Here is a 22,954-nt window from a genome sequence, read left to right as displayed (position 1 = left end):
GCACGGGGGTCAGCGGTGGCATTTCAAACGTTGGCCCAGAATCCGATCGGCCACCAGGACCCCGCTGGCAACAACATCAGCCAGGGTGGAGAGGAGTCGGTAGCTGAGAACCACCGCGAGCAACTGTGCCTCTGGTACGGCAGCACCCAAACGCAGCAGCAGGGTGGCCTCAAACACCCCGAGCCCCCCGGGGGCTCCAGGCACCACCAGCCCAACGGCGTAGGCCAGACCAAAGGCCGCAAGCCAGGTGAACGGTGCCGGACTTTGAATGCCGAAGGCCTGCACGCTGCACCAGAACCCGGCAAAGCGGCAGACCACAAACAGCAGCTGAAGGCTGAGGGGACGCCAGGGATAACCGCCGCGGCCGCTTCCCTCACTTTCCAGTGCCCCACTGCCAACCGACTGCAATTGAGCTGCCTTGGAACGCTCCAGTCGACGCAGAAGGGGCTCGCGCCAGCGGGACATCATCAACAGCGCGGGCCATGGAGCCAGCAGGGCAAGGCCCTGCTGCCATCCACCAGCAACCACAACAAGAACGGACGCCGCCACGATCAGGAGTGGATCAAGGATCACCCCAGCCAGGGCAGGGCCGCCGCCAATCGCCGGACGCAGCACCCGGACCCGCTCCACCAGATGCCAGATCCCTCCCGGCAGGTACTTGAGCAGGTTGCTCCGCACAAACAGCGGCACCACCGCAACCCCCTGGGGAGGATGTCTCAACCAGATCAGAAGGTCGCGCCAGGCCAAACCATTGATCAGGATGCTGAGCCAGGTGAGGCCCAGCCCCAGCACCAGCCACCACCAACCGTTGGCCACCAAGCTCAGCTGGCGAAGTTGGCCCGCCTGCTGGGCCAGAGCCACAGCGATGAAGATCAAGCTGGCCAGCGTGATCCAGAGCTTGGGTTGCCGGAGAACCTTGCCCATCAGTCCCAGTCGTCCGTGCTGACGAACGGCGCTACTGCAACAGCAGCCCGCAGCTCATCAAAGGAACACCCAGTGCTGGCCTGAAGAGCCTCAAGGGCATCCGCCTCGGCTTTGACGGTGCAACGGCCATCGGGGCGACGCACCTGTTTGGCGGCGACGGGACCCCAGGGGGTTTCGAGCACACCCTGCCGCCTCGGCAACACCCAGCGTCCCTGGCGCCGCTCCCGCAGGCCGATGCTGCTGCCAGCACTGAGCCAGAGGCTGCGGAGCTGGTCGGCATCCCCATCCCGCACCAGCGCCGTGAGCAACTGACCACTGCGGCCCTTTTTCATCAGCAACGGCTGCACCGCCACATCAATCGCTCCCGCATCACGCAAGCGATTCATTAACACCGCAATCTCCTCTGGAGTGGCGTCATCGATCCAGGCTTCCTGCACCACCAACGACTCCCAACGGGGACCTTCCTCCGCAGTAACGGCTGGGGTGTGCAGCACAAGGCGCACCAGGTTGGGGCGATCCAGTTGGCGGTGGCCGAGGCCAACACCAACCTTGTCAGCCACCAAACGTTCAGGAGCGACAAACTGATCCGCCAGAACCGACACCAGGGCGAGGCCCGTGGGCGTCACCAACTCTCCTGTGGGCAGATCTCCGCCCTGAAGCAGAGGAATGCGGTGACGTCGTGCCAGTTCAAGCACGGCGGGCACGGGCACGGGCAATAGGCCATGGGCGGTTGCCACCGTTCCGCTCCCCACAGGCAACGGAGAACAGACGATCCTGGCTGGATTGAGGTCGTCAATCGCCGCACAGACACCCACCACATCCACGAGGGCATCGATGGCTCCAACCTCATGGAAGTGAACGGCCTCCACCGGAGTTCCATGCACGGTGGCTTCGGCTTCCGCCAGACGGGTGAACACGGCGAGCACCCGTTGCTTGAGCGATGGCGCTAAAGCAGCTGCATTGATCTGATCACGGATCCCCGACCAATGGCGGTGGGGCGGCTGATCCTCAAGACCCTCCACATCAACGCGGATGCCTCGGAGACCAGCACTGCGCGCCTCCTGCTGAGTGAGGCGATAGCGCCCCGTCAAACCGAGGGCCGCCAGAGGCGACTCCACCACGGCCTGGTCCACACCCAGATCCAACAGTGCGGCCAGGAGCATGTCCCCTGCCAACCCTGTTGGTGCATCAATCCAAAGCGCGCTCATCGCCCTAGACGCGGAGCCGCCTCCAACAGAACAACGGCCTGCTGATCAAGCACCTCCCGCTGCTGACGCAACTGCTGCTCAATCTCCCGCCGGGCGCGGCGCTGCTCCCGCTGAGCGGTGGCCACGTCATGGCCCGACAGTCCCCAAAGTCGTCCCAGCAAAGCGCGGTCATCGGCCCCACCACGGGCCTTGCCGAAAACCACGGTCTCAGCGGCGATGCCGGCCTGAAGCACCCGGCTCCAACGGCGTAGATCCTCAAGCGGCATGCGGACGCTGTCCGGCACGGCGAACTCAGTGGCGCCGCTGCTGCGCAGTCCTGCACGCACACAGGCCAGGGTTCCCACCAGCACCTGCTGAACCGGAAGTTGCTCCGCTTCCGCGATCAGAACATGGCCCGCCTCATGCACCGCAATCCGACGCAGACGCTCCTGCCCACCGGGCAAAGCTTCGGCAAGGATGTGTCCGCCCATGCCTTCCCAGGTGGCGGCATCAACGCTGAGGGTGACCAGGGCACCCCCAACCGCCACAACGATCCAGGCAGCAGACAGACCCAGGGCAGGACCAAAAGCGCCGAGGGCGGTGATGCCGGCAACGGCAATGCCAGCCCGAAGTGCCCCCGTGGAGCCCTGCCCCCCCTCGGCCATCAGCTGCGAGCGCGGGAGGTGGCACGGCCACGACCTCCCTTGGATTTGCCGCCACGCGTCGGCATCGGAGCAATCACGTCGTGATTTTCGAGGTGCAGTTCCTGGCCCTGGCGGCGCAGGTCAAGGCTGACGAAGTGACGCAGGTTTTCGAGGGGAAGCTCTCCCTTGATCTGGAGCTTGAAGGGAAGCGGACGGTGGCCGTCGGCACGGGCCTGCTGCCGCACCTTCACCACCATTTCGCCGGTTTCAGGCTTGGTGAAGATCAGCTCGCCTCGAACGGAAAAGAAGTCGTCCCCTTCCGGCAGGGTGTCGGAGGCATCGGCTTGGTCTGGAGCCAGGGTGCTGGGTTCCCAGACCCCAGCAATCTGCAGATGCAGATGATCACTTTCACGGCTTCTGGGATACACGACCCAGAGGTGGGGTTGATCCAGGGGCAGATGCCGCCGCATCAGGGTGAGCACACGACCGAGCACGACTGTTTCCAGGGGGACCCCCTGGGCATCGGTCAAAGTGCCCCGGGTGAGTTGCTCGGGGTCGGTTGGGGCGTAAGTGCCGCGCACAAGACCGATGGCCCGGTACTGCAACGGCTCTGTGACCGGGGGAATCGGATGGGCGCGCATTGATGCTGAACCGGGCGGAGTCAAAAGCCCTTGTAAAGACTGTAGCCAGCCCACTGCAATCTCCTCAGACTGAAGTGGCTGATTCGAGATCGGATGCCCAGCCCGCGCCGGATTCTGTTGCTGCTGGCGTCCATGGTGGGGGCTGCACTGGTCGGTTGGATCGCCGCGGCATCCATGGCCCCGGAAACGCGAGCGCGCAGCACTCGCTCGGCTGAAGATCTGCAGGTTGAGCTGCTGATGCAACAGCTTCAAGATCATGACGAACTCAGCGAAGCAGAACGGGGCCTGCTGTTGGAACGCTTGGTGACACTGGAGCGCCTGCAAGAGGCCGAAGTGGTGCTGCAACCGTGGCTGTCTGGCCGCTCGACGCCGCGCGAACTCACCCTGTTCAAAGCCGATCTGCAACGTCGCAATGGCCAGCCCGAGGCCGCCCGGCGCAGCCTCCAACATCTGCTGCGGCTGCATCCGAATGATCTGCAGGTTCTGCAGCTGCTGGTGCTCCTGGACCAAGAGCAGGGACGTCAGCATCAGGTGACATCAGAGCTCACGGCCCGGTTCAGGGGCCTGGAGCCTGGCCAGCGTTTGGAGATCGGTTTGCTTTTGGCTGATCTGCTGCGACAAAGCGGTTCCGATCAGACCGCGATGAGGTTGTACGGCCAGCTGGCCACGGAGAACAAGACAGATGCAAGGCCCCTGCTGGCCTTGGCCCTATTGCGACAAGAGCAAGGCAATTCAGAGGCGGTTCAAACCCTGCTCAAGCAGGCCCGAGAACGGCGGGATGCCAATGGGAGGCTCCATCCCTTGATCGATGTTGTGGCAGCACAGCTGGGATTGAGCGCAGCCCGCAGCACCGGATCAGAACCCTCCAGCGCTACGGCGTCGCTGGAGGGTTCTGATAGGCCTTGAGGGCCGCATCAATAGCATCGGAGGGAGGCGTGGCGTCGTCCATGGCCGTCGCCCGTCGGATCTGGTTCAACAAATCCATGGGGTTGGCGGCATCCAGAATTGAGCCGCTGCCGTTGGTGTCGCCGTAGATCTCGCGTTCCTCGCGGTTCTGAAAGGGAGCTTCAACCTGGGCCCCTGCGCCCATCGGAACCATCGTCACCACAAGGGAAGACAGCAGAGCCTGAGCGACAGCCGCAAGACGGCGAGACATCAGCGGAATCCGGAGTTGGCTGATGCTAAGGGTCTTTGACGCCACTGGATCAGCCGTGCAGATCGCCACCTGGAACGTCAACTCGGTCCGCACGCGATTGGATCAGGTGCTCAGCTGGCTGGAGAGCGAGCAACCGGATCTGCTCTGTCTCCAGGAAACCAAGGTGGATGACCCCCTGTTCCCGCTGGAAGCCTTCAAATCTGCGGGTTGGCACGTGCACATCCATGGGCAGAAGGCCTACAACGGCGTCGCCCTGATCAGCCGCGAGCCCTTGGAGGATGTGCGCTGCGGCTTTATTGGGGAGCTCCCGGATGATGCGGAAGCGAACGAGCTCGGCGCACAGAAGCGCGTGATCAGCGCACTGCTGAATGGCGTTCGCGTGCTCAACCTTTATGTCCCGAATGGATCGAGCCTGAAGTCGGAGAAATACCCCTACAAACTGGCCTGGCTCGGCTGCCTGAAGCGTTATCTCGATGCTCAGGAGCAACGCGGCGAGCCGCTCTGCATGGTCGGCGACTTCAACATCGGCCTCGAAGCACGCGATCTTCCTGACCCCGACCGCCAGACCGGCGGAATCATGGCGAGCGATGCCGAACGCCAGGCCCTTCGTGACGCCCTCGGTGAACGGCTTCAGGACGTGTTCCGCGTGTTCGAACCGGACTCCGGTCACTGGAGCTGGTGGGATTACCGGAGCGGTGCCTGGGATCGAGACCGCGGTTGGCGCATCGACCACATCTATTTATGCGACGAGCTGCTGGGACTCGCCCGCAGCTGCGTCATCCACAAAGGCATTCGCGGCAACCAACAACCCAGCGACCACGCCCCTGTCAGCGTCGACCTGGACTGGCCTCCAACCGACGACGACGGGGATGAACCGTTCTTCTGATCCTGTTCAGTAGACCTCGACGCCGGCGGGGAGCGTCACCATCCGTTTGGCCGATTCACCGCAGGTGCGCGGCGTGGGGAGCACCTTGCCGGGATTGGCACGGTTGTCTGGATCAAAGGCAGACCGCAACAGCCCCATCGTTTCAAGGTCGTCGGGGCTGAACATCCAGTCGAGGTAGCAGCGCTTGTCGGCGCCGACGCCGTGCTCTCCACTGATGCTGCCACCGGCATCAAGACACACCCGCAGGATGGCGGCACCGAGCTCCTTCACGCTCCGCTCCACATTGGGCTGGTCCAGTGAATACAGGATCAGTGGATGAAGGTTGCCATCGCCGGCATGGAAAACATTGGCCACCGGCAGGCCGTGCTCCTGGCTGAGCCGTTCAATCGCCGCAAGCACCGACGGAAGGCTGCTGCGGGGAACGACACCGTCTTGCACGTAATAGGTCGGCGTGATTTTTCCCACCGCTGAAAACGCAGATTTGCGGCCTTTCCAGAGCACCGCGCATTCCGTGGAGTCTTGGGCCCGCCGCAGCCCACGGGCTCCTGCCGCGCGACAAAGCACCTCGGCCCGCTCAGAAGAGGCCTGAACCTCAGCCTCCTGCCCATCAAGCTCAATCAGCAGAACGGCCGCTGCATCACGGGGGTACTCGTCGTAGCCGAAGAAATCATTGACGGCGTTGATGGTGACGTTGTCCATGATTTCCATCCCCGCCGGCAGAAGGCCGCTCGCGGTGACCGATCGCACCGCTTCCCCTGCCGCTTCCATCGTGGCGAAATCCGCCAACAGCACGTTCACGCACTCCGGAGCCCGAAGCAGGCGAAGGGTGATGGCCGTCGCGATGCCCAGCGTTCCTTCGCTGCCGATGAACGCACCACGTAGGTCCAGTTCGGAGGATTCGGCCAGCCCGTTGCCCAACTGCGTGATGGTTCCGTCGGGCAGGACCACCTCAAGCCCCAGAACGTGATTGCTGGTCACGCCGTATTTGAGGCAGTGCACCCCGCCAGAATTTTCCGCCACATTGCCGCCGATGCTGCAAACCACCTGGCTGGAGGGATCCGGGGCGTAATAGAACCCGTCTCCTGCAACGGCGCGCGTCACCCAGCTGTTGATGACCCCGGGCTGCACCGTGACGCGCTGATTGGCCAGATCAAGGTCGAGCACCCGACGCATGCGACTGGTCACCACCAGAAGCGCCTGCTGATCCACCAACGCTCCCCCCGAGAGGCCGGTGCCGCTTCCACGGGCCACAAACGGCACACCGTGTTGATGGCAGCACTGCAACACCGCAGCGACCTGCTCGGTGGTCTCCGGCAGCACCGCCAGGGGCGGACAGTGGCGCTCAAGCGTCAGTCCGTCACAGTCGTAACTAAGCAGTTCCTGACGCTTCGCCACGATGGCCCGAGGGGGCAGACATCGGCGCAGATCCCTCTCCAGCACTGACCAGTCGTGGGCCACATCGATCTCGATCTGATCAAAGACTACGCATCAAAATGCGTGAGAAGTGGGCAATTAAGAAACACAGCAAACGGAACCGGTCGTTCCTGAGTCAGGATGTTGCACGGTTTGCATCAGCCCTTTGGCGTCGGTTCCAGTGACAGCTCCCGCGTTGAACACCAGCCACTCCCAGGCCATCTTCGGCGCAGCACAGGCCCTGATGCCCGGAGGTGTCAGCTCCCCTGTGCGGGCGTTCAAGTCGGTTGGCGGTCAGCCGATCGTGTTCGATCGGGTGAAGGGTCCCTATGCCTGGGACGTGGATAGCAATAAGTACATCGACTACATCGGCAGCTGGGGACCGGCCATCTGCGGCCACGCCCACCCCGAGGTGATCGCAGCACTGCAGGAAGCGATCGAGAAGGGCACCAGCTTCGGAGCACCTTGTGCCCTGGAAAACACCCTGGCCGAAATGGTGATCGACGCTGTCCCCAGCGTTGAGATGGTGCGCTTCGTCAACAGCGGCACCGAGGCCTGCATGGCTGTGTTGCGCCTGATCCGTGCCTACACCGGCCGCGACAAGGTGATCAAGTTCGAGGGCTGCTATCACGGCCACGCGGACATGTTCCTGGTGAAAGCCGGTTCCGGTGTGGCCACACTCGGCCTGCCCGACTCTCCCGGTGTCCCGCGCAGCACCACGGCCAACACCCTCACGGCGCCTTACAACGACCTCGAAGCCGTTAAGGCCCTGTTCGCCGAGAACCCCGATGCCATCGCAGGCGTGATCCTCGAGCCGATCGTCGGCAACGCCGGCTTCATTCAACCGGAACCCGGCTTCCTTGAAGGTTTGCGGGAACTCACCAAAGAGCACGGCGCTCTGCTGGTGTTTGACGAGGTGATGACCGGCTTCCGGATCAGTTACGGCGGTGCCCAGGCACATTTCGGCGTCACCCCGGATCTCACGACCATGGGCAAGGTGATCGGTGGCGGCCTTCCAGTGGGCGCCTACGGCGGCCGCGCCGACATCATGGGAATGGTGGCCCCGGCTGGACCCATGTATCAGGCCGGAACCCTCAGTGGAAACCCCCTGGCGATGACCGCCGGCATCAAGACCCTGGAACTGCTCAAGCAGCCCGGCACCTACGAGAAGTTGACGGCCACAACCCAGAAGCTGGTGGCGGGCATCAAGGACGCCGCCCAATCCGCTGGCATGCCGATCACAGCGGCCAGCGTCAGCGCCATGTTCGGCTTTTTCCTCTGCGAAGGCCCCGTGCGCAACTTCGAAGAAGCCAAGACCACGGATTCGGAACGTTTCGGCAAACTGCATCGCGCCATGCTCGAGCGTGGCATCTACCTCGCACCGTCAGCCTTCGAAGCCGGCTTTACGTCCCTGGCGCACTCCGACGCCGACATCGAAGCGACGATTAACGCCTTCCGCGAAAGCTTCGCGGCTGTGGCCTGATTATTCCGTGCTGGCCTCAGCACCACCTCCACCTCCACTGGTCTGCACCATTCAGACCGTGGAGGCCCGGTGGTCTGGCCATCCCATTGCAGGCATCCGACAACTCAAGCAGCAGCAGTTTCGGGTTGAGCGGGGTGAGAACCCTGCGATTGAACCTCGGACGGTGATCGACAGCAGACTCACCCCCCTGGTGGAGCACTTCAGCAGTTCCGGTGTTGAACAGATCACGGGCTCTCGCATGACCTATCACTGGTCCTACGAAGCCCCGTTAGGAGCGCTCACATTCAATGACTCCGGCGCCTCCAGCAGTCCTGCCCAGGAGAGTCGTGTCGCTGTCAGCGGAGATCTGGTCATTGATTCCCAAAAGGGATTCGAACTCAGCCAGCAATCCCGGCTGACCCAATCAGCTGGGACAAAAACCCTCAGCAGCCTTTTGGAAACGGCCCATGGCTCCTGCCAAGAACAACGCTGAGTCTTTACTGGTGCGGGCTCGCCGGGCCGCCAGCCGTGCCCATTGCCCCTACTCAAACTTCCACGTGGGGGCTGCAGTGCGGTGTGATGACGGCAGTGTGATCGACGGCTGCAATGTGGAAAATGCCAGTTATGGCCTGAGCATCTGTGCAGAGCGGGTCGCTCTTTTCACAGCGATCAGCCAGGGCAAACAACCGATTGAACTGGCCGTGAGCTGCATCGATGCCCAGAGCGATGCGCCTCCAGGATCCCGCATGCCGTGCGGCGCCTGCCGTCAGGTGATGCAAGAACTGCTTCCAGCCAATGCAGCAATACAGATCGACGGGGTAGGCACAAGGCAACTCGAACAACTCCTTCCTGCTCCCTTTGAGCTGACACAACCAAACATCAACTGATCAACACCATCACAGCCCTGAAGCGCTCCTCCAAGAGCGCGCAGCATCAAAAGATCACGATTCAACCGAACATCAGGATCGCGCCCAACAAGCCAAGGCTTTGTCGGGATCATTGATGTCAGACACATCGCTGTAGACGTACTTCTGCCACTCCCGCTCAGGGAGACCGGCAAACACCATCAGGTTGAGCGGATACTGCTCGGAATCGGTGCACCTGCGGAAATCATCCCGAAACAGGAAGGTGGGTTTACCCAGGGCAATGGCGGCACCAAGTTCCACCATGACCCCCTCATCGGGAGGCGTTCCATTCACGATGGCGAACAGCGCATCGGCATCACGCACATCCTGCAGATCCCGCTGCGCGACGCGATAGGCCCATCCCGGTTCCGCCAGATTCACCTGACCATTGCGAGCAAAGGGCTCCCAGACCTCCAATCCCAGGGCTTCCAATGCCCCGATGAACTCCGGCAACAACAGCCGCTTCCATTGCTCCGAGAAGCCATAAGGAGACGCCAAATAAATCGTTCGCGCGCTGTTGTTCATCACAGGCCCCGTGAGGCGCGGTATGCCTGCTCATCGGCACGGGCCTGTTCAAGGTTCTCCCAAGGAAACACCAGCCATTCCGACGACGCGGCAACCTCGGCTGCCACCCACCAATCAGGACGCACCTTGCTGACCCAAACAGCAAAGGATGCCTGCGGCACCTGACCTTTCAACGCCTGCAAGGTGCGTCCGGTTTCATAGACATCATCCACAATCAGGGCTGATGGCTCAGGTGCTGAGAGCAAGGGGCGATCGATGGCATGGCTGAGCGCTACGGCAAGGCACAGGCCCCCACGGGGGACCCCATAAACGCCGGTCACCGCAGAACCGGCAAAGCGTGAAGCCAACTGCTGCACCGCCTGATCGAATTGGGCCCAGCTGAGTGCCTGCATAGCCGGAGAATGACACATCCACGCTGTGATGCCCCTTGAGCCGAGACATCCCGCCCCAGGAACAAAACCGCAAATGGTTTCGCAGCCATCTGCTCAACCGGGAACTGGAATTACAGGAGCTCTATGACCTGCCGCAGGGAGAGCTGGATCTCGTGATGGCAGAGACCGCGGAGATCCACTCACCCCAAATTCCCCAACACTTCACGCGTGAAATGGATCTCCTCTGGAACAGCGCTGAACCGGGGATCACAGCGCACATCCAACGCAATCTTGAGCATCGAAAGATTCCGATGCGGGGATGGGGCAGAGGGGTCTTGGAGATGGGGAAAGTGGCTTGAAAGATGGCTTATCCCTCAACTGAGGGAGGGCAAACCTCGGTGACTCAGGGCAAAATTCACTCAGAGACGAAACCGCTGGATCAATACCGCTAGATGGACGCCAACGAACTGGGAGATCTGCTGCTTGAGATCCTGCCGCCAGATGGCAGCACCCTGGGAAACCTGTCAGCATGGCAGGCACTGAGCAAGGCAGCAGAGCGAGAGATCGGGGAAGAGGAATACGACCAGATCAGGGACAAGGCACTGCAACTTGGCACCATCAAGAAAGGTCGTGGGCGTGGCGGGTCCATTGCCTTGGCAGAAGGCATCGAGGGAGGTAGTCGCTACGAAGCACCCTCTGCGCCAGCAACAGGAAGAGGACGCCGCTCAACAACGACTGCCGAACCAGAACCGACCTTCCAGATCGGTCAGAAACTGACTCTCTCCCAACTGGAGTCGTTCCTCTGGAAGAGCGCAGACATCCTGCGGGGAAGCATGGATGCCTCTGAATTCAAGGACTACATCTTCGGGATGCTGTTCCTGAAGCGCCTGTCCGATGCCTTTGAGGAGGCACGGGAAGGAGTCATCGCCTACTACCTGGGCAAAGGCAAATCCCAGTCAGAAGCAGAAGACCTGGCAGACGACCAGGACGAGTACGACAAGACCTTCTATGTGCCTGAGAAGGCGAGGTGGCAGAACCTTGAAGTCATCCAGGAAAGCATTGGAGAGGAATTAAATAAAGCCGTCAAAGAATTAGAGGTAAAGAATAAATCGTTGGAAGGAATAGTCGATGCTATTAATTTCCATCGCATCTCCAGGTTGGGAGGTCAGCAGGATGAAGACTATAGGCTTCGGAAATTACTGTCTCATTTTTCTACCATCAGTCTTAAGGACAAGGATCTTGAGAGTCACGAAGTACTTGGCGCTGCTTTTAATTCTCTACTTAGGCTTTTTGCAGACTCGGAAGGTAGAAGAGGTGGCGAATTTTACACTCCCAGTGAAGTTTGTGCTCTACTTGTCGCGCTTGCCAATCCCCATTCGGGCATGAAGGTTTATGACCCAACATGTGGGTCAGGCGGGATGTTAGTTCATTGCCAAAAATATGTTGCAGGTCCTGCGCAGCAGTCTGATGATTTTAATGTCTTTGGTCAGGAGATAAATGTAAGCACACGAGTGCTATGCATCATGAATATGGTTTTTAATGGAATTAAAAACTTTGATATCCGCCTTGGAGATACATTGACTAATCCACTGCATGTGAAAAATCATCAGTTAGTAAAATTTGACCGTGTATTAGCTTCGCCACCATTTTCTTTGTCAGGCTGGAGCTCGGACATTGCAGGCAACGATCCGTTCCAAAGATTTAAGTTTGGAGTTCCTCCTAGGTCTTGCGCAGATTTTGCCTTTATTCAGCACATGATCGCTTCATTAAAAAATGGCGGTATTATGTGTACGATAGTTCCAAATGGTGTTTTATTTAAAGGAGGCAGTGAAGGCGAAATCAGAAAGCGTCTTTTGGAGGAAGACTTAGTTGAAGCAGTCATCTCTCTTCCGTCTGGGCTATTCCCAGGAACAATGATATCAGCAGCTGCGCTAATTATCAATAAAAACAAAAAAGAAGAGCGAAAGAATAAGGTTCTGTTTATAGATGGTGCCCACGATTTTGCAGTACATTCAAGGGCAAGCAGGGTATTGCGTCGAGAAGATATTAATAATATCGTAAAATACTATGTTGAATTTAAGGATCAGTACGATGAGAGCAGAGAGGGTTTGGCTTCTGCTCGTGCATTCAGTTTCGACGAGATAGCGGCTAACGAATTCTCTCTTGCGGTTAATCGTTACGTCGATATATCCCCATTTGCAGTACAGGTTAAAAGGCTTACAAAGCAGTATAAGCAATATGAAATGTATTGTCTAAAGGATGTTGTTGCAACGGTTAACTCGTGCTCGAGCAAGTCCAGCTTTGCTCCCAAGGATAATGCTCTATACATGCCGCTTTCTGGTTCCCATCGATCAGTATGTGATCTTGAGGGGCTGGCGATTTCGCATAAAAATGCATACCAGCTGATTTTCGACGAAAACATTGTACTGGCTAAGTATGTAGAAATTTTCCTGCGATCTGAACTTGGCACGGTAAAGCTCAAAGCGGTTGCATCTGGATCTGCGATGCTGAGGCTTAATTGGCAAAATGGACTGTCTGATTTAAGTATTCCAATCCCGAAATTAAGCAATCAAAAAGATATAATTGATGCAAGTGCTCGGCTAGATTCTCTTAGGCGTCACATCGATGAATTAGATAAGAATATGGCATTAAGCCCAATGAACACTGACGCTGTTCTTGAGCAGTCTTCAAAAATGCTTGCTGCGGTTGGCGGACTCACTGATGCTGAGAAGGTAATGTCGCTTATTAGGAAAGGTGAGTCCGGTGATTGTGAATTTAAAGAGTCTTTTAGTCTTGATATCCGCAAGGGGACCCAGGAAAAGTATATTGAGATATCCAGCCTCAAAACAATCGTAGCGTTTCTAAATACTGATGGTGGAACTTTGCTGGTTGGCGTAAGTGACGACGGGTCAGTCCCTGGTCTTGAGCGCGAGATTAAGATGTTTCATAAGGACAAGACTGACAAGTTTTTGCTCCATTTCAAGAACCAGTTGAAAAGCAAGATAGGCGAAGAGTTCTATCCTTTTATTGATCATAGAATCGCTTTTGTGAATCATGCAGAGGTATTGATTGTTCAAGTGAGGAATTCGTCTAAGGCTTGTTTTCTGGATGGTAAAGACTTCTATGTAAGAACCAATCCGGCGACGGATAAGCTTGAGGGTCCAAAGCTCGTTGAATACATTCAAAACCATTTTGTCTGACCTATGGATATCAACGAACTGGGAGATCTGCTGCTTGAGGTCCTGCCGCCAGATGGCAGCACTCTGGGGAACCTGTCAGCACGGCAGGCACTGAGTAAGGCAGCAGGCGAAGAGGTCTCCGAAGAGCAGTACGACCAGATCAGGGACAAGGCACTGCTGCTCGGCACCATCAAGAAGGGGCGTGGTCGTGGTGGTTCCATCGCCCTGGGTGAAGGCATAGAAGGTGGTAGTCGCTACGAAGCGCCTGCCGCTCCAACCAGTGGAAGAGGTCGGGCGAAGAAAGAGGCACCCGCCAAGGACTTCAAGGCAGTGCTCTGGGCATCAGCGGACAAACTCCGTGCCCAGATGGATGCCGCCGAATACAAGCATCTGGTCCTGGGACTGATCTTCCTCAAATACATCTCCGACACCTTCGTGGAGCAGCAGCAGAAGGTGCTGGAGACGGTGGCAACCCAGAGTCCGACTACTACCTGGGCGATGACCCAGCAGACCACCAGGAAGCACTGGAAGATCGGGACTACTACACCCAGGAGAACGTGTTCTGGGTGCCTGCCGATGCTCGCTGGGAATCCCTGAGGAACCAAGCAAAGCAACCCGATATCGGGCAACTGATCGACCGAGCACTGGTTGCCATTGAGAACGAGAACCCGACTCTTCGGGGGAAGTTGGACAAGCGGTTTGGTGCTGCCCAACTGGAACCAGGGCGGATGGGTGAACTAGTGGACCTCATCTCCACCATCGGGTTTGGCGAAGGGAAGAAGTCAGGGGATGTCCTGGGTGAGGTCTACGAGTATTTCCTTGGTCAGTTCGCCAGTGCTGAGGGCAAGAAGGGCGGTCAGTTCTATACGCCTGCCCATGTGGTGAAGACCCTGGTTGCTGTGCTGGCACCTCATAAGGGTCGTGTTTATGACCCCTGCTGTGGATCGGGCGGCATGTTCGTCCAGAGCGAGCGGTTCGTCGAAAGTCATGGCGGTCGACGGGACGACATCTCTATCTATGGACAGGAGAGCAACCCCACCACCTGGCGGTTGGCAGCGATGAACCTGGCGATTCGTGGGTTTGCCGCTGACCTCGGACAGGAACCTGCTGACACCTTTGCCCGTGATCAGCACCCCGACCAGAAGTTCGACTACATCCTTGCCAACCCACCCTTCAACATCTCGGACTGGGGCGGGGAGAAATACGACAGCGACCCCCGCTGGACCTTTGGGCGTCCACCTGCTGGGAATGCCAACTACGCCTGGTTACAACACATGCTCTGGAAACTTCGCCCTGGTGGTGAAGCAGGCGTAGTGCTCGCCAATGGATCGATGAGTTCCAACACCAGCGGTGAGGGGCAGATCCGTGAGGCGATGGTTCGTGGCGACGTGGTGGAAGTGATGGTGGCGTTGCCTGGGCAGCTGTTCTTAAACACAGGCATTCCTGTCTGCCTCTGGTTTCTTACTAACGACAAGACCCAACGTGGTCGGAACAGGTGTGGAGAGACCTTATTTATCGATGCCCGCCAGATGGGGGCGATGGTTAGTCGAGTGGAGCGAGTGCTCACCGACGAGGACATCGCCAAGGTTGCTGACACTGTTCATTCTTGGCGTGGTGATGATGAGGTCGAGAACCCCTACGAAGATGTTTCTGGGTTCTGCTATTCCGCCAAGTTCGAGGAGATCGAGAAGAACAGTTTCGTTCTGACGCCTGGTCGCTACGTGGGAGCAGCGGATCTAGAAGAGGACGATGAACCCTTTGATCAGAAGATGAAGCGCCTTACTGCTCGTCTCAAGCGGCAGCAGGAAGAAGGGACAAGATTAGATCAAAAAATCACCGAGAATCTAAGGAGGGTTGGATATGAGTTCTGACTTTTTCCCCATCACTATCGGTGAATGCTGTGACCTCACGACTGGTTTCCCTTTTAAAAGTGCTCATTACATAGATAACGAAACGGGAGTCCGTTTAGTCAGAGGCGATAACATTATTCAAGGGTCGCTGAGATGGGATGGCGTTAAGAGATGGGATCCCGATAATCTTGATGGAGCGCTGGAGGCGAAATACTCCCTGAGAGAAGATGATGTCGTACTGGCGATGGACCGCCCTTGGATAGAAGCGGGTCTTAAATACTCGTCAATAAATAAAAATGACCTTCCATGTCTTCTTGTTCAACGAGTTGCCCGACTTAGAGCAAAGGGAGGCGTCCAGCAGAGGTTGCTGAAATATATAATTGGCAGCAAATCATTTACCCATCACGTCCTATCCATTCAGACAGGAACTGCTGTTCCACATATAAGTGCCAAGCAGATATCCGAATACTCGTTCCTACTGCCTCCCGAAGGCGACCAAAGAGCAATCGTCAATATACTGGGCACACTTGACGACAAGATTGAACTAAATCGAAACATCAACAAAACCCTCGAAGGCATAGCGACGGCGCTATTCAAGTCCTGGTTTGTGGATTTTGATCCTGTAAGGGCAAAGGCAGAAGGGCAACCGACTGGACTACCCGATGAGGTCAGCGAGTTATTTCCCGATTCCTTGGAGGAGGCGGAACTTGGAGAGATTCCGAGTGGGTGGAGCGTTTCATCAATCAAAGATCAGTCTTCTTATCTTTCCAGGGGAATCTCACCAAAATACTGTGAGCATGATGAGGGCGTAGTGGTCCTCAACCAGAAATGTATTAGAGGCGGTGCTGTCGATTTCTCTAAATCGAGAAGGCACGATCCTTCTTACAAGAAGATAGAAGGAAGGACGATCTCAAGGTTTGACTGCCTTGTCAATTCAACAGGAGTCGGAACCCTTGGTCGAGTAGCAATTGTTCCTGAGCTGGAATTCGGAGATGTCATTGTTGATTCACATGTCACGATTGTTAGAGGGACAAGTGAGCATTCAACATTCTATTTGACCAATGCCCTTCTAAATCGCCAGCAAGAAATAGAAGCACTTGGACAAGGTTCTACTGGTCAAACTGAACTATCTAGAACAGTTCTTGGCGATATGGCATTGGTTATGCCTCCAGAAGATCTTTTACACGCTTTCTATTCCTCAGCAGTTTGCCTATTTGAGAAAAGATGGTTAAATGAAGCGACATCGGCAACTCTTTCTTCGCTTAGAGATACTCTTCTTCCCCGCCTCATCTCAGGCGAACTACGAGTCCCTGATGCCGAGAAGATGCTTGAGGAGGCAGGTATCTGATGGCATTCATCTCAGAAGACGATCTGGAGCGGATGTCCCTGGATTGGTTCCAGGAGATCGGATACACCTTCATTCATGGACCACTCCTTGCTCCTGATGGAGAAACCCCAGAGCGTGATGACTTCCGCCAGGTGGTGCTCACGGGTCGCCTTTGTTCGGCACTGACGAAACTCAACCCAGGGGTTCCAGCAGCAACCATTGAGTCAGCAGTCCTCCAACTGGCGAATCCCAACACCCCTGGTTTGCTGCCATCCAACCGTCAGTTCCACCGCTGGATGACCACGGGTCTGCCCATCACCTACATGGATGGGAACCAAGAGGTAGGCGTCCGCCTCAAGGTGATCGGGTTTGACGACCCCGCCTCAAACGATTGGTTGGTGGTCAATCAGTTGGCGATCCAGGGTCCCAAGCACAACCGCCGTCCTGATGTTGTCGTCTACCTGAATGGTCTACCAATAGCAGTCCTGGAACTTAAAAATCCTGCCGATGAGAAGGCAGATATCTGGGCAGCGTTCAACCAACTCCAGACCTACAAGGACAACATCCCCGACCTGTTCACCTCCAACGTGCTGATGGTGATCAGTGACGGCACCTATGCCCGTGTGGGGTCCTTATCCGCTTCAAAGGAACGTTTCCAGCAGTGGCGGGTGATCGACGCCGAGCAAGACCTGGACCCGCTGGGCAAGTTCCGTGAACTGGAAACGTTGATCCGTGGTCTCTTCGATCAGAAGCGACTGCTCGACTTCATCCGCTATTTCTGCCTGTTTGAGGAAGACGGCAAGATCATCAAGAAGATCGCTGCCTACCACCAGTTCCACGCCGTAAGGGCAGCAGTCGAGCGGGTGGCAGAAGCAAGCAAACCAGGCGGTGACCGAAAGGGTGGCGTGGTCTGGCACACCCAGGGCGCTGGCAAAAGCATTGAGATGGCATGTCTGGCAGGCAAGTTGCTCACCGACCCACGCCTCCAGAACCCAACGCTGGTGATGGTCACCGATCGCCAGGACCTTGATGGGCAATTGTTTGGGGTCTTTGCTGGAGCAGGAGATTTGCTGGGCGAGAACCCTCAGCAGGCAGACAGCAGGCAGGAACTACGGGATCTGCTCGCCAACCGACCCAGCGGTGGAATCATCTTCACCACCATCCAGAAGTTCGGCACCGAAGACGGTGAAGACAAGTTCCCAACCCTGAGCGACCGCCACAACGTCGTGGTGATCTGTGACGAGGCACATAGGACCCAATACGGATTCAAGGGTCGCCTCGACACCAAGACGGGCGAGATCAAATATGGACTGGCAAAAGCACTAAGGGATGCCCTCCCCGAGGCAACCTTCCTTGCCTTCACTGGAACACCCATCTCCCAAGACGACCGTGACACCCAGGCGGTCTTTGGGCATTACGTCTCCGTCTACGACATCCAGCAGGCAGTGGAAGACGGTGCCACTGTCCCGATCTACTACGAGTCCCGACTGGCGAAGTTGGGGTTAAAGGAGAGCGTCCTCTCTGGCGTCGACGACCAAGTGGATGAACTCTTCAGAGATGAAGACGACATCCCTGCTGCTGAGCGAGCGAAGAGTCGTTGGGCAGCGTTGGAGGCACTGGTGGGTGCTGAACCACGACTGAAGCAGGTGGCAGCAGATCTGGTCTCCCATTACGAGCAGAGATCCAAAACCCAACCAGGCAAGGCAATGGTTGTGGCGATGAGTCGGGACATCTGTGCCCGCCTTTATGACGCCATCGTTGCTCTACGCCCCGATTGGCACGACCCCGACACCAGCAAAGGTGCCATCAAGGTCGTGATGACGGCATCGGCATCAGACGACCCCCACCTCCAACCTCACCACACCAGCAAGCAGCAGAAGAAGGACCTGGAGAAGCGGTTCAAGGACCCTGCTGATCCCTTGAAGATCGTGATCGTCAGGGACATGTGGTTAACGGGATTCGATGCCCCGTGTATGGCGACCATGTACGTCGACAAACCCATGAAGGGGGCAAACCTTGCTCAGGCAATTGCTCGTGTGAACAGGGTTTTCAAGGACAAACCAGGCGGTCTGATCGTCGATTACATCGGCATCGCTCCTCAACTGAAGGAAGCACTCGCGACTTACACAGCAGCAAAGGGCAAGGGCAAACCCACCCTCGACACCAGTGAGGCGGTTCGGATCCTCAGGGAGCAACTCCAGATCGCCAAGGACATCCTTCACCCTGTGGATTGGAGCGGGTTCAGGGAGAAGGGCAAAGCACTTGAACTGATCTCCAACTGCCTGGACCACATCCTTGGTATTGCTGATGACAAGCAGCGTTTCTGTGACACCGTTCTGAAGGTCACCAAGGCATTCGCCCTCTGTGGCACCACTGAAGAGGCGATGGCGGTCACCGAAGAAGTGGCGTTCCTTCAGGCAGTAAGAGCACCGCTGATCAAGGGTGATAGCAGCGGGTTTGGCAACACCGCCAACGTGAACTACGAACTCCAGCAGCTGCTGTCTGAGTCGCTGGTGGCAGAGGGCGTCATGGATGTCTTCAAGGTTGCTGGTCTGAAGAACCCCGACATCAGCATCATGTCGGACCAGTTCTTGGCAGAGGTCGCCAAGATCCCCCAGAAGAACCTGGCGGTGGAACTGCTCCAGCGCCTGATAAAGGACGAACTGAAGACCAAGTTCAAGACCAACGTCGTCAAGCAGAAGCGGTTCAGTGAACTGCTGACGGCATCGCTGAACAAATACTCCAACCGTGCTGTCGAGGCGGCACAGGTGATCGCTGAATTAATAGAGATGGCGAAGAAGTTCCGAGAGGAACTGGAGCGTGGTGTTGCCCTTGGTCTGACCGATGCCGAGCAGTCCTTCTATGACGCCTTGGCAGACAACCCATCAGCACAGGAACTGATGAAGGAAGACGTGCTGGCGACCATGGCAAGGGAACTGGCAGAGATGCTCCGTAAGGACGCCACCATCGACTGGCAGTTCAAGGAGAACGTCAGAGCGAAACTACGCCTCAAGATCAAGACGCTGCTCAAGCGATACAAATACCCGCCAGATCAGCAGGTCACTGCCGTTGATCTGGTGCTCCAGCAGGCAGAGACCTTGGGCGAGGACCTTGTGGAGGCGGCATGAGGAACTATTACCGAGTGATGCTGGGCAGAGGAAGCATGTATGCGGACGTCTGTCGACAGCAGGGGTTTATCGGCGCTGGGTTCGACATCACGCAGGACCTGAAGGACTCCCTCACAGAAAATTGGCGTGAGTTCAACCAGGAATTCATCCCGATCTTTCTGGAGGTGAATCCCAGTAAGAGCAAGATCGCAGCAGGTCTGAGTTGTGGAGCTCTCTGGACGATTTCAAAGGGGATACAGGTTGGCGACATCGTGTGGTCTCCAAATGGTCAGGGGCGTTATTTCGTTGGCGAAGTAACGGGTGGATACCGCTTCGTCGCTGGCAGCGACCAACCGCATCAGCGGTCTGTTTCCTGGCATGAGGAACTCGTCGATCGATCCGACATGAGCGAATCGCTGCGGAACTCGGCAGGGTCGATCGGAACGGTCAGCAACATCTCCAAATACAGAGAGGAGTTAGAGCAACTGATCAAGGGTGAGGCGAAGACCCAGGCACTCGTTAGTCAGGACCCGACGGTTGAGGACGCCACCGTCTTTGCTCTGGAGAAGCACCTTGAGGACTTTCTGGTTGCCAACTGGTCCAGCACTCCTCTTGGTAGAACCCATGACCTCTATGAAACGGAGGAATCGAATGGGCAGCAGTTCCCTACGGATACAGGTCCTATTGACCTACTCGCCATCAGCAAGGACAAGCAGGAGTTGCTTGTCGTCGAACTGAAGAGAGGACGTGCCAGCGATGCGGTGGTCGGACAGATCCAGCGATATATGGGTTACGTCAAAGAGGACGTTGCTGAAGATCACCAGAGGGTGCGAGGCGTGATCATCGCCTTGGACGATGACAAGCGGATCAGAAGAGCACTACAGGTTGCTCAGGGCATCGACTTCTATCGATATGAGGTCAAGTTCTCGCTCATTCCAGCGTCATAACAGCCAATTGAATCCGCGTCTGCGTAGGAGGCATCGGCTATGAGGTGCGAAAATCGCCACTACTAACCCCAAAGGACTTCCTGGAAGGGGCTCTTAAAAGCCAATCGTGAAGAATCTGCTGATCAAGCTTAGTGAGCTAGCAGTGAGCCTTCTTCGGTTCTTGCCTACTAAGCCAGAGCAATCGAAGCGTGAATCTCCTTTGGCTCAGGGAAAAGAACTTGAAAGAAAAGGTGTTCAAGTTCCCCAAGACCAAGAGGAAGAAGCACTAATTGCCTCTAAGGAGTCATACGAGGAAATTGTTTCGAATTCAGAGTCCTTCCCTGATTCTGATAATTGGATTGGCGAGGAAGTTGCAGAGCAAAGTTTCAGAATTGATGATATAGAGGATGTAGAGGATTCTGTTGAAGAATCAATTGAAGCGTCTGACGAAGACCTGCAATGGAACGGTGAAGCAGAAAGCAAAAAAAGTGATCTATCAATTGATGAGCTTGGATGTTCAATAAGGGTAATTAATTCTTTGTACAGAGCTGGAATAAGTAAGATCTCGGGACTTCATGGCAAAACAGCTGACGATCTGCTGAGAATAAAGAACTTTGGCGAAAGGTCGCTCAAGGAACTCTCAGACGCACTACATGCACTTGGGTATTCGGATACAAGCGGAAAATGGATGATTTTAGCCGGAGATCAATACATCGAGTCGGACCACAGAAAAACAGAGATTTCTGCACCACTTGAAAAAGCTCTACCCGAGATTTTTGATGGATCTAGGGATTTAAATCCAGATGCTATGGGCTACGAGCACATAGCAGAACGATCCTCACAAATTATCAATGAGTTTGCCCTTTCCATGGGCACTTTGGAATTACAGAGATTTGTTGAAAGGCTGCTAAAACTTGCGGATGAGTTCAATAGCGTCAATGGATTAGAGGCAGTCTTGATCGAGATTGATACTGCTTCAAGCTGCTATACATATCCCTCTTCTTATCAGAAAGAAGAGATCTTTAAGTTAAATATATCGAGGCTTCTGTTGCTTTCTTCTATCCTGAAACGACGTTATTTGAGGGGCGATGCAGCGGAGCTGCTTCGGAATATCAGAAAGCAGTGTGAGCATGCGAATGATTCTCCACTTCACCTCTTTTACCGCCTCGTAGCAGGAGAAACATTACAGCGAATAGGAGGGTCTTTAGCTCACCCGATTTCTCGCGAGAGAGTTCGACAAAAAGTGGATCAGGTTTGCCGAATATTTCTTTTGAAGCCACGTACATTCATTGATGAAGTCAATGGCTATCTAGATACTGCATTAAGTGAGAATCTGATCTCCTGCTACTCATCTGACGAATTCAACTCTTTAGATTCTTTGCGCTTCGACTCCCTGCGTGTAGAGATGGAGTCCACAACCCTTAGAGAAAGACTAGAGATTGTCGAGAGACGGCTTGGGTATATTCCGACTCAAGAGTATGACTATCAATATGAACAGATACGCTCTGGTTTAGTTTCCGTTGGACCTGGATATTGGAATGATATTGAGAGGCTCAGTCAGTATCTTTATCGTCATGCATTTGCAGATGGTAATCCAAAGGTCATGCCAAAACAGGTATCTCTTCCAGATGCTGTGAGAGGTGCTGTCACGAGGTTTGGCGGACAGAGCTATGTGGCTCAGAAAATTGGTCTGAATTATCAAGATCAGCTAGTTGCTGAGGGACCGGGAGGACGGACTTATTGGGATCAAGAAAGAGTCGATCAGTTGTTTTTGAGAATTAAAGAGTTCTTTGAGTTGGCTTCTACGGAAGAGATTACGAAAGAAAGTGTTAGACGCTATTTTGAACGGTCTAATGATGAAGAGGTTAAGGGCAAAAAAATTAACTCATTTTTTGCGGCTCTTGCAAGGCTTGATATTAAGCTGTCAGAAGAAAATAGTGATAATCTTAGCACCTTAAATATTAATTCGACGGCGCCTTCAATTGGAGAGTCTGAGTCGATACCACGAGCACTGGATGGTCAAACTTCTGAAACTTCTGCTGTAAAAGACTTTTCGTTTGATACTGAAGTTGCCGCAAAAATGAGAATTCAGGATCAAGAGCTCAAGCGTGAGCTTGATCAAATTTTCTCGGATGAAAAAGAGGATGATATTTCCTATGAGTCTGACGTTACAGCGATAACTGAAACTTCGCGATCTGCTGGTCTGGATTTGCAAGCCATCGTAACGCTCCTAAGAGCTAATATTACTGACGAACTTATCTTGATTTCAGTTCTGAAGACCTATGCAGTACAAGAAAATGTGATGTACGCATCTTTTGTGGATAAGCTCAACGAGCTGTCAATTGCCCAGTGTGGAGAGAACCTGCTGGAGGAGGAGGATTCCACCAACTTATATGTCAATCCTATTGCGCTAGACAACTTACTCAAGCTAGTAATAGAGTAGAGCTTAGA

General features: G+C 55.8%; 21 protein-coding genes. 13 read left to right on the top strand and 8 right to left on the bottom strand.

Annotation, left to right across the window (positions count from 1 at the left end):
• Window positions 1-9: 9 nt before the first annotated feature.
• Genes SynA1544_RS03625 through SynA1544_RS03610 form a run of 4 tightly spaced genes read right to left on the bottom strand, consistent with a single transcriptional unit; the run spans window position 10 to window position 3,396 of the window.
• Window positions 10-924, bottom strand: a complete 915-nt coding sequence (locus SynA1544_RS03625) for a lysylphosphatidylglycerol synthase domain-containing protein (protein ID WP_186514862.1) — start codon at window positions 922-924, stop codon at window positions 10-12.
• Complete coding sequence (gene larC / locus SynA1544_RS03620) at window positions 924-2,132, bottom strand: nickel pincer cofactor biosynthesis protein LarC (RefSeq protein ID WP_186514861.1); 1,209 nt, start codon at window positions 2,130-2,132, stop codon at window positions 924-926. The genes SynA1544_RS03625 and larC overlap by 1 nt, the downstream gene beginning before the upstream one ends.
• Window positions 2,129-2,776 (bottom strand): hypothetical protein, encoded by a 648-nt coding sequence (locus SynA1544_RS03615; protein ID WP_115132139.1) that lies wholly within the window; start codon window positions 2,774-2,776, stop codon window positions 2,129-2,131. The genes larC and SynA1544_RS03615 overlap by 4 nt, the downstream gene beginning before the upstream one ends.
• The gene (locus SynA1544_RS03610) at window positions 2,776-3,396 is read right to left on the bottom strand and encodes a hypothetical protein (RefSeq protein WP_115081712.1); all 621 of its coding nucleotides are present in this window, start codon (window positions 3,394-3,396) and stop codon (window positions 2,776-2,778) included. The genes SynA1544_RS03615 and SynA1544_RS03610 overlap by 1 nt, the downstream gene beginning before the upstream one ends.
• A gap of 93 nt (window positions 3,397-3,489) precedes the next feature.
• Between SynA1544_RS03610 and SynA1544_RS03605 the strand changes: the two genes are divergently transcribed.
• Window positions 3,490-4,302, top strand: coding sequence for a hypothetical protein (locus tag SynA1544_RS03605; RefSeq protein WP_255477704.1), 813 nt, complete (start codon window positions 3,490-3,492; stop codon window positions 4,300-4,302).
• Here the strand turns inward: SynA1544_RS03605 and SynA1544_RS03600 are convergent.
• Window positions 4,268-4,552: a hypothetical protein gene (locus tag SynA1544_RS03600; protein WP_255477703.1), complete on the bottom strand. Its 285-nt coding sequence runs from the start codon at window positions 4,550-4,552 to the stop codon at window positions 4,268-4,270. The two genes, SynA1544_RS03605 and SynA1544_RS03600, sit on opposite strands and share 35 nt — an antisense overlap.
• Before the next feature lie 55 nt (window positions 4,553-4,607).
• Here SynA1544_RS03600 and xth point away from each other — a divergent pair, with 55 nt between their 5' ends.
• Entirely contained in the window at window positions 4,608-5,438 is an 831-nt protein-coding gene (xth, locus tag SynA1544_RS03595) for an exodeoxyribonuclease III (RefSeq protein ID WP_186514860.1), read from the top strand.
• A 6-nt stretch (window positions 5,439-5,444) separates the two neighbouring features.
• Here xth and SynA1544_RS03590 read toward each other — a convergent pair whose 3' ends face one another.
• Window positions 5,445-6,896: an FAD-linked oxidase C-terminal domain-containing protein gene (locus SynA1544_RS03590; RefSeq protein WP_186514859.1), complete on the bottom strand. Its 1,452-nt coding sequence runs from the start codon at window positions 6,894-6,896 to the stop codon at window positions 5,445-5,447.
• A gap of 136 nt (window positions 6,897-7,032) precedes the next feature.
• Between SynA1544_RS03590 and hemL the strand changes: the two genes are divergently transcribed.
• Genes hemL through SynA1544_RS03575 form a run of 3 tightly spaced genes read left to right on the top strand, consistent with a single transcriptional unit; the run spans window position 7,033 to window position 9,200 of the window.
• Window positions 7,033-8,334 (top strand): glutamate-1-semialdehyde 2,1-aminomutase, encoded by a 1,302-nt coding sequence (gene hemL, locus SynA1544_RS03585; protein WP_186514858.1) that lies wholly within the window; start codon window positions 7,033-7,035, stop codon window positions 8,332-8,334.
• Window positions 8,335-8,341: 7 nt separating this feature from the next.
• The gene (locus tag SynA1544_RS03580) at window positions 8,342-8,806 is read left to right on the top strand and encodes a hypothetical protein (protein ID WP_255477702.1); all 465 of its coding nucleotides are present in this window, start codon (window positions 8,342-8,344) and stop codon (window positions 8,804-8,806) included.
• Window positions 8,781-9,200, top strand: coding sequence for a cytidine deaminase (locus tag SynA1544_RS03575; RefSeq protein ID WP_186514857.1), 420 nt, complete (start codon window positions 8,781-8,783; stop codon window positions 9,198-9,200). The genes SynA1544_RS03580 and SynA1544_RS03575 overlap by 26 nt, the downstream gene beginning before the upstream one ends.
• A 72-nt stretch (window positions 9,201-9,272) precedes the next feature.
• On the opposite strand, the gene SynA1544_RS03570 is transcribed toward SynA1544_RS03575, so the two are convergent.
• Both SynA1544_RS03570 and SynA1544_RS03565 read right to left on the bottom strand, forming a co-directional pair.
• Window positions 9,273-9,743, bottom strand: coding sequence for a nucleoside 2-deoxyribosyltransferase (locus SynA1544_RS03570; RefSeq protein ID WP_115160505.1), 471 nt, complete (start codon window positions 9,741-9,743; stop codon window positions 9,273-9,275).
• Complete coding sequence (locus SynA1544_RS03565) at window positions 9,743-10,135, bottom strand: phosphoribosyltransferase (RefSeq protein WP_186514856.1); 393 nt, start codon at window positions 10,133-10,135, stop codon at window positions 9,743-9,745. Before SynA1544_RS03565 ends, SynA1544_RS03570 begins: the two co-directional genes overlap by 1 nt.
• Window positions 10,136-10,170: 35 nt before the next feature.
• Between SynA1544_RS03565 and SynA1544_RS03560 the strand changes: the two genes are divergently transcribed.
• From SynA1544_RS03560 to SynA1544_RS03530, 8 genes are all read left to right on the top strand, one after another.
• Window positions 10,171-10,473, top strand: a complete 303-nt coding sequence (locus tag SynA1544_RS03560; protein WP_186515620.1) for a hypothetical protein — start codon at window positions 10,171-10,173, stop codon at window positions 10,471-10,473.
• 93 nt (window positions 10,474-10,566) lie between these two features.
• Window positions 10,567-13,314 carry an N-6 DNA methylase gene (locus SynA1544_RS03555; protein ID WP_186514855.1) on the top strand — a complete coding sequence of 916 codons (2,748 nt, stop codon included), beginning with the start codon at window positions 10,567-10,569 and terminating at the stop codon, window positions 13,312-13,314.
• A 3-nt stretch (window positions 13,315-13,317) separates the two neighbouring features.
• Window positions 13,318-13,890, top strand: coding sequence for a type I restriction-modification system subunit M N-terminal domain-containing protein (locus SynA1544_RS14630; protein ID WP_255477701.1), 573 nt, complete (start codon window positions 13,318-13,320; stop codon window positions 13,888-13,890).
• Window positions 13,851-15,164: an N-6 DNA methylase gene (locus SynA1544_RS03550; protein ID WP_370594092.1), complete on the top strand. Its 1,314-nt coding sequence runs from the start codon at window positions 13,851-13,853 to the stop codon at window positions 15,162-15,164. The genes SynA1544_RS14630 and SynA1544_RS03550 overlap by 40 nt, the downstream gene beginning before the upstream one ends.
• Window positions 15,154-16,491, top strand: coding sequence for a restriction endonuclease subunit S (locus tag SynA1544_RS03545; RefSeq protein ID WP_186514854.1), 1,338 nt, complete (start codon window positions 15,154-15,156; stop codon window positions 16,489-16,491). The genes SynA1544_RS03550 and SynA1544_RS03545 overlap by 11 nt, the downstream gene beginning before the upstream one ends.
• The gene (locus tag SynA1544_RS03540; protein ID WP_186514853.1) at window positions 16,491-19,598 is read left to right on the top strand and encodes a type I restriction endonuclease subunit R; all 3,108 of its coding nucleotides are present in this window, start codon (window positions 16,491-16,493) and stop codon (window positions 19,596-19,598) included. The genes SynA1544_RS03545 and SynA1544_RS03540 overlap by 1 nt, the downstream gene beginning before the upstream one ends.
• A 35-nt stretch (window positions 19,599-19,633) precedes the next feature.
• Window positions 19,634-20,524 carry an endonuclease NucS domain-containing protein gene (locus SynA1544_RS03535; RefSeq protein ID WP_222930162.1) on the top strand — a complete coding sequence of 297 codons (891 nt, stop codon included), beginning with the start codon at window positions 19,634-19,636 and terminating at the stop codon, window positions 20,522-20,524.
• Window positions 20,525-20,630: 106 nt separating this feature from the next.
• Entirely contained in the window at window positions 20,631-22,946 is a 2,316-nt protein-coding gene (locus SynA1544_RS03530; protein WP_186514851.1) for a DNA-directed RNA polymerase subunit alpha C-terminal domain-containing protein, read from the top strand.
• Window positions 22,947-22,954: the final 8 nt, after the last annotated feature.

The sequence above is a fragment of the Synechococcus sp. A15-44 genome (assembly GCF_014280115.1).
Taxonomy (GTDB): Bacteria; Cyanobacteriota; Cyanobacteriia; order PCC-6307; family Cyanobiaceae; genus Parasynechococcus.
The sequence above is the reverse complement of the archived record's forward strand: the minus strand, read 5'-3'. Positions and strand labels throughout refer to the sequence as shown.

Coding starts and splice junctions, on each gene's coding strand:
- SynA1544_RS03625 (WP_186514862.1), bottom strand. CDS start 924: ATGGGCAAGGTTCTCCGGCAACCCAAGCTCTGGATCACGCTGGCCAGC.
- larC (WP_186514861.1), bottom strand. CDS start 2,132: ATGAGCGCGCTTTGGATTGATGCACCAACAGGGTTGGCAGGGGACATG.
- SynA1544_RS03615 (WP_115132139.1), bottom strand. CDS start 2,776: ATGGCCGAGGGGGGGCAGGGCTCCACGGGGGCACTTCGGGCTGGCATT.
- SynA1544_RS03610 (WP_115081712.1), bottom strand. CDS start 3,396: ATGCGCGCCCATCCGATTCCCCCGGTCACAGAGCCGTTGCAGTACCGG.
- SynA1544_RS03605 (WP_255477704.1), top strand. CDS start 3,490: ATGCCCAGCCCGCGCCGGATTCTGTTGCTGCTGGCGTCCATGGTGGGG.
- SynA1544_RS03600 (WP_255477703.1), bottom strand. CDS start 4,552: ATGTCTCGCCGTCTTGCGGCTGTCGCTCAGGCTCTGCTGTCTTCCCTT.
- SynA1544_RS03575 (WP_186514857.1), top strand. CDS start 8,781: ATGGCTCCTGCCAAGAACAACGCTGAGTCTTTACTGGTGCGGGCTCGC.
- SynA1544_RS03570 (WP_115160505.1), bottom strand. CDS start 9,743: ATGAACAACAGCGCGCGAACGATTTATTTGGCGTCTCCTTATGGCTTC.
- SynA1544_RS03565 (WP_186514856.1), bottom strand. CDS start 10,135: ATGCAGGCACTCAGCTGGGCCCAATTCGATCAGGCGGTGCAGCAGTTG.
- SynA1544_RS03555 (WP_186514855.1), top strand. CDS start 10,567: ATGGACGCCAACGAACTGGGAGATCTGCTGCTTGAGATCCTGCCGCCA.
- SynA1544_RS14630 (WP_255477701.1), top strand. CDS start 13,318: ATGGATATCAACGAACTGGGAGATCTGCTGCTTGAGGTCCTGCCGCCA.
- SynA1544_RS03545 (WP_186514854.1), top strand. CDS start 15,154: ATGAGTTCTGACTTTTTCCCCATCACTATCGGTGAATGCTGTGACCTC.
- SynA1544_RS03540 (WP_186514853.1), top strand. CDS start 16,491: ATGGCATTCATCTCAGAAGACGATCTGGAGCGGATGTCCCTGGATTGG.
- SynA1544_RS03535 (WP_222930162.1), top strand. CDS start 19,634: ATGTATGCGGACGTCTGTCGACAGCAGGGGTTTATCGGCGCTGGGTTC.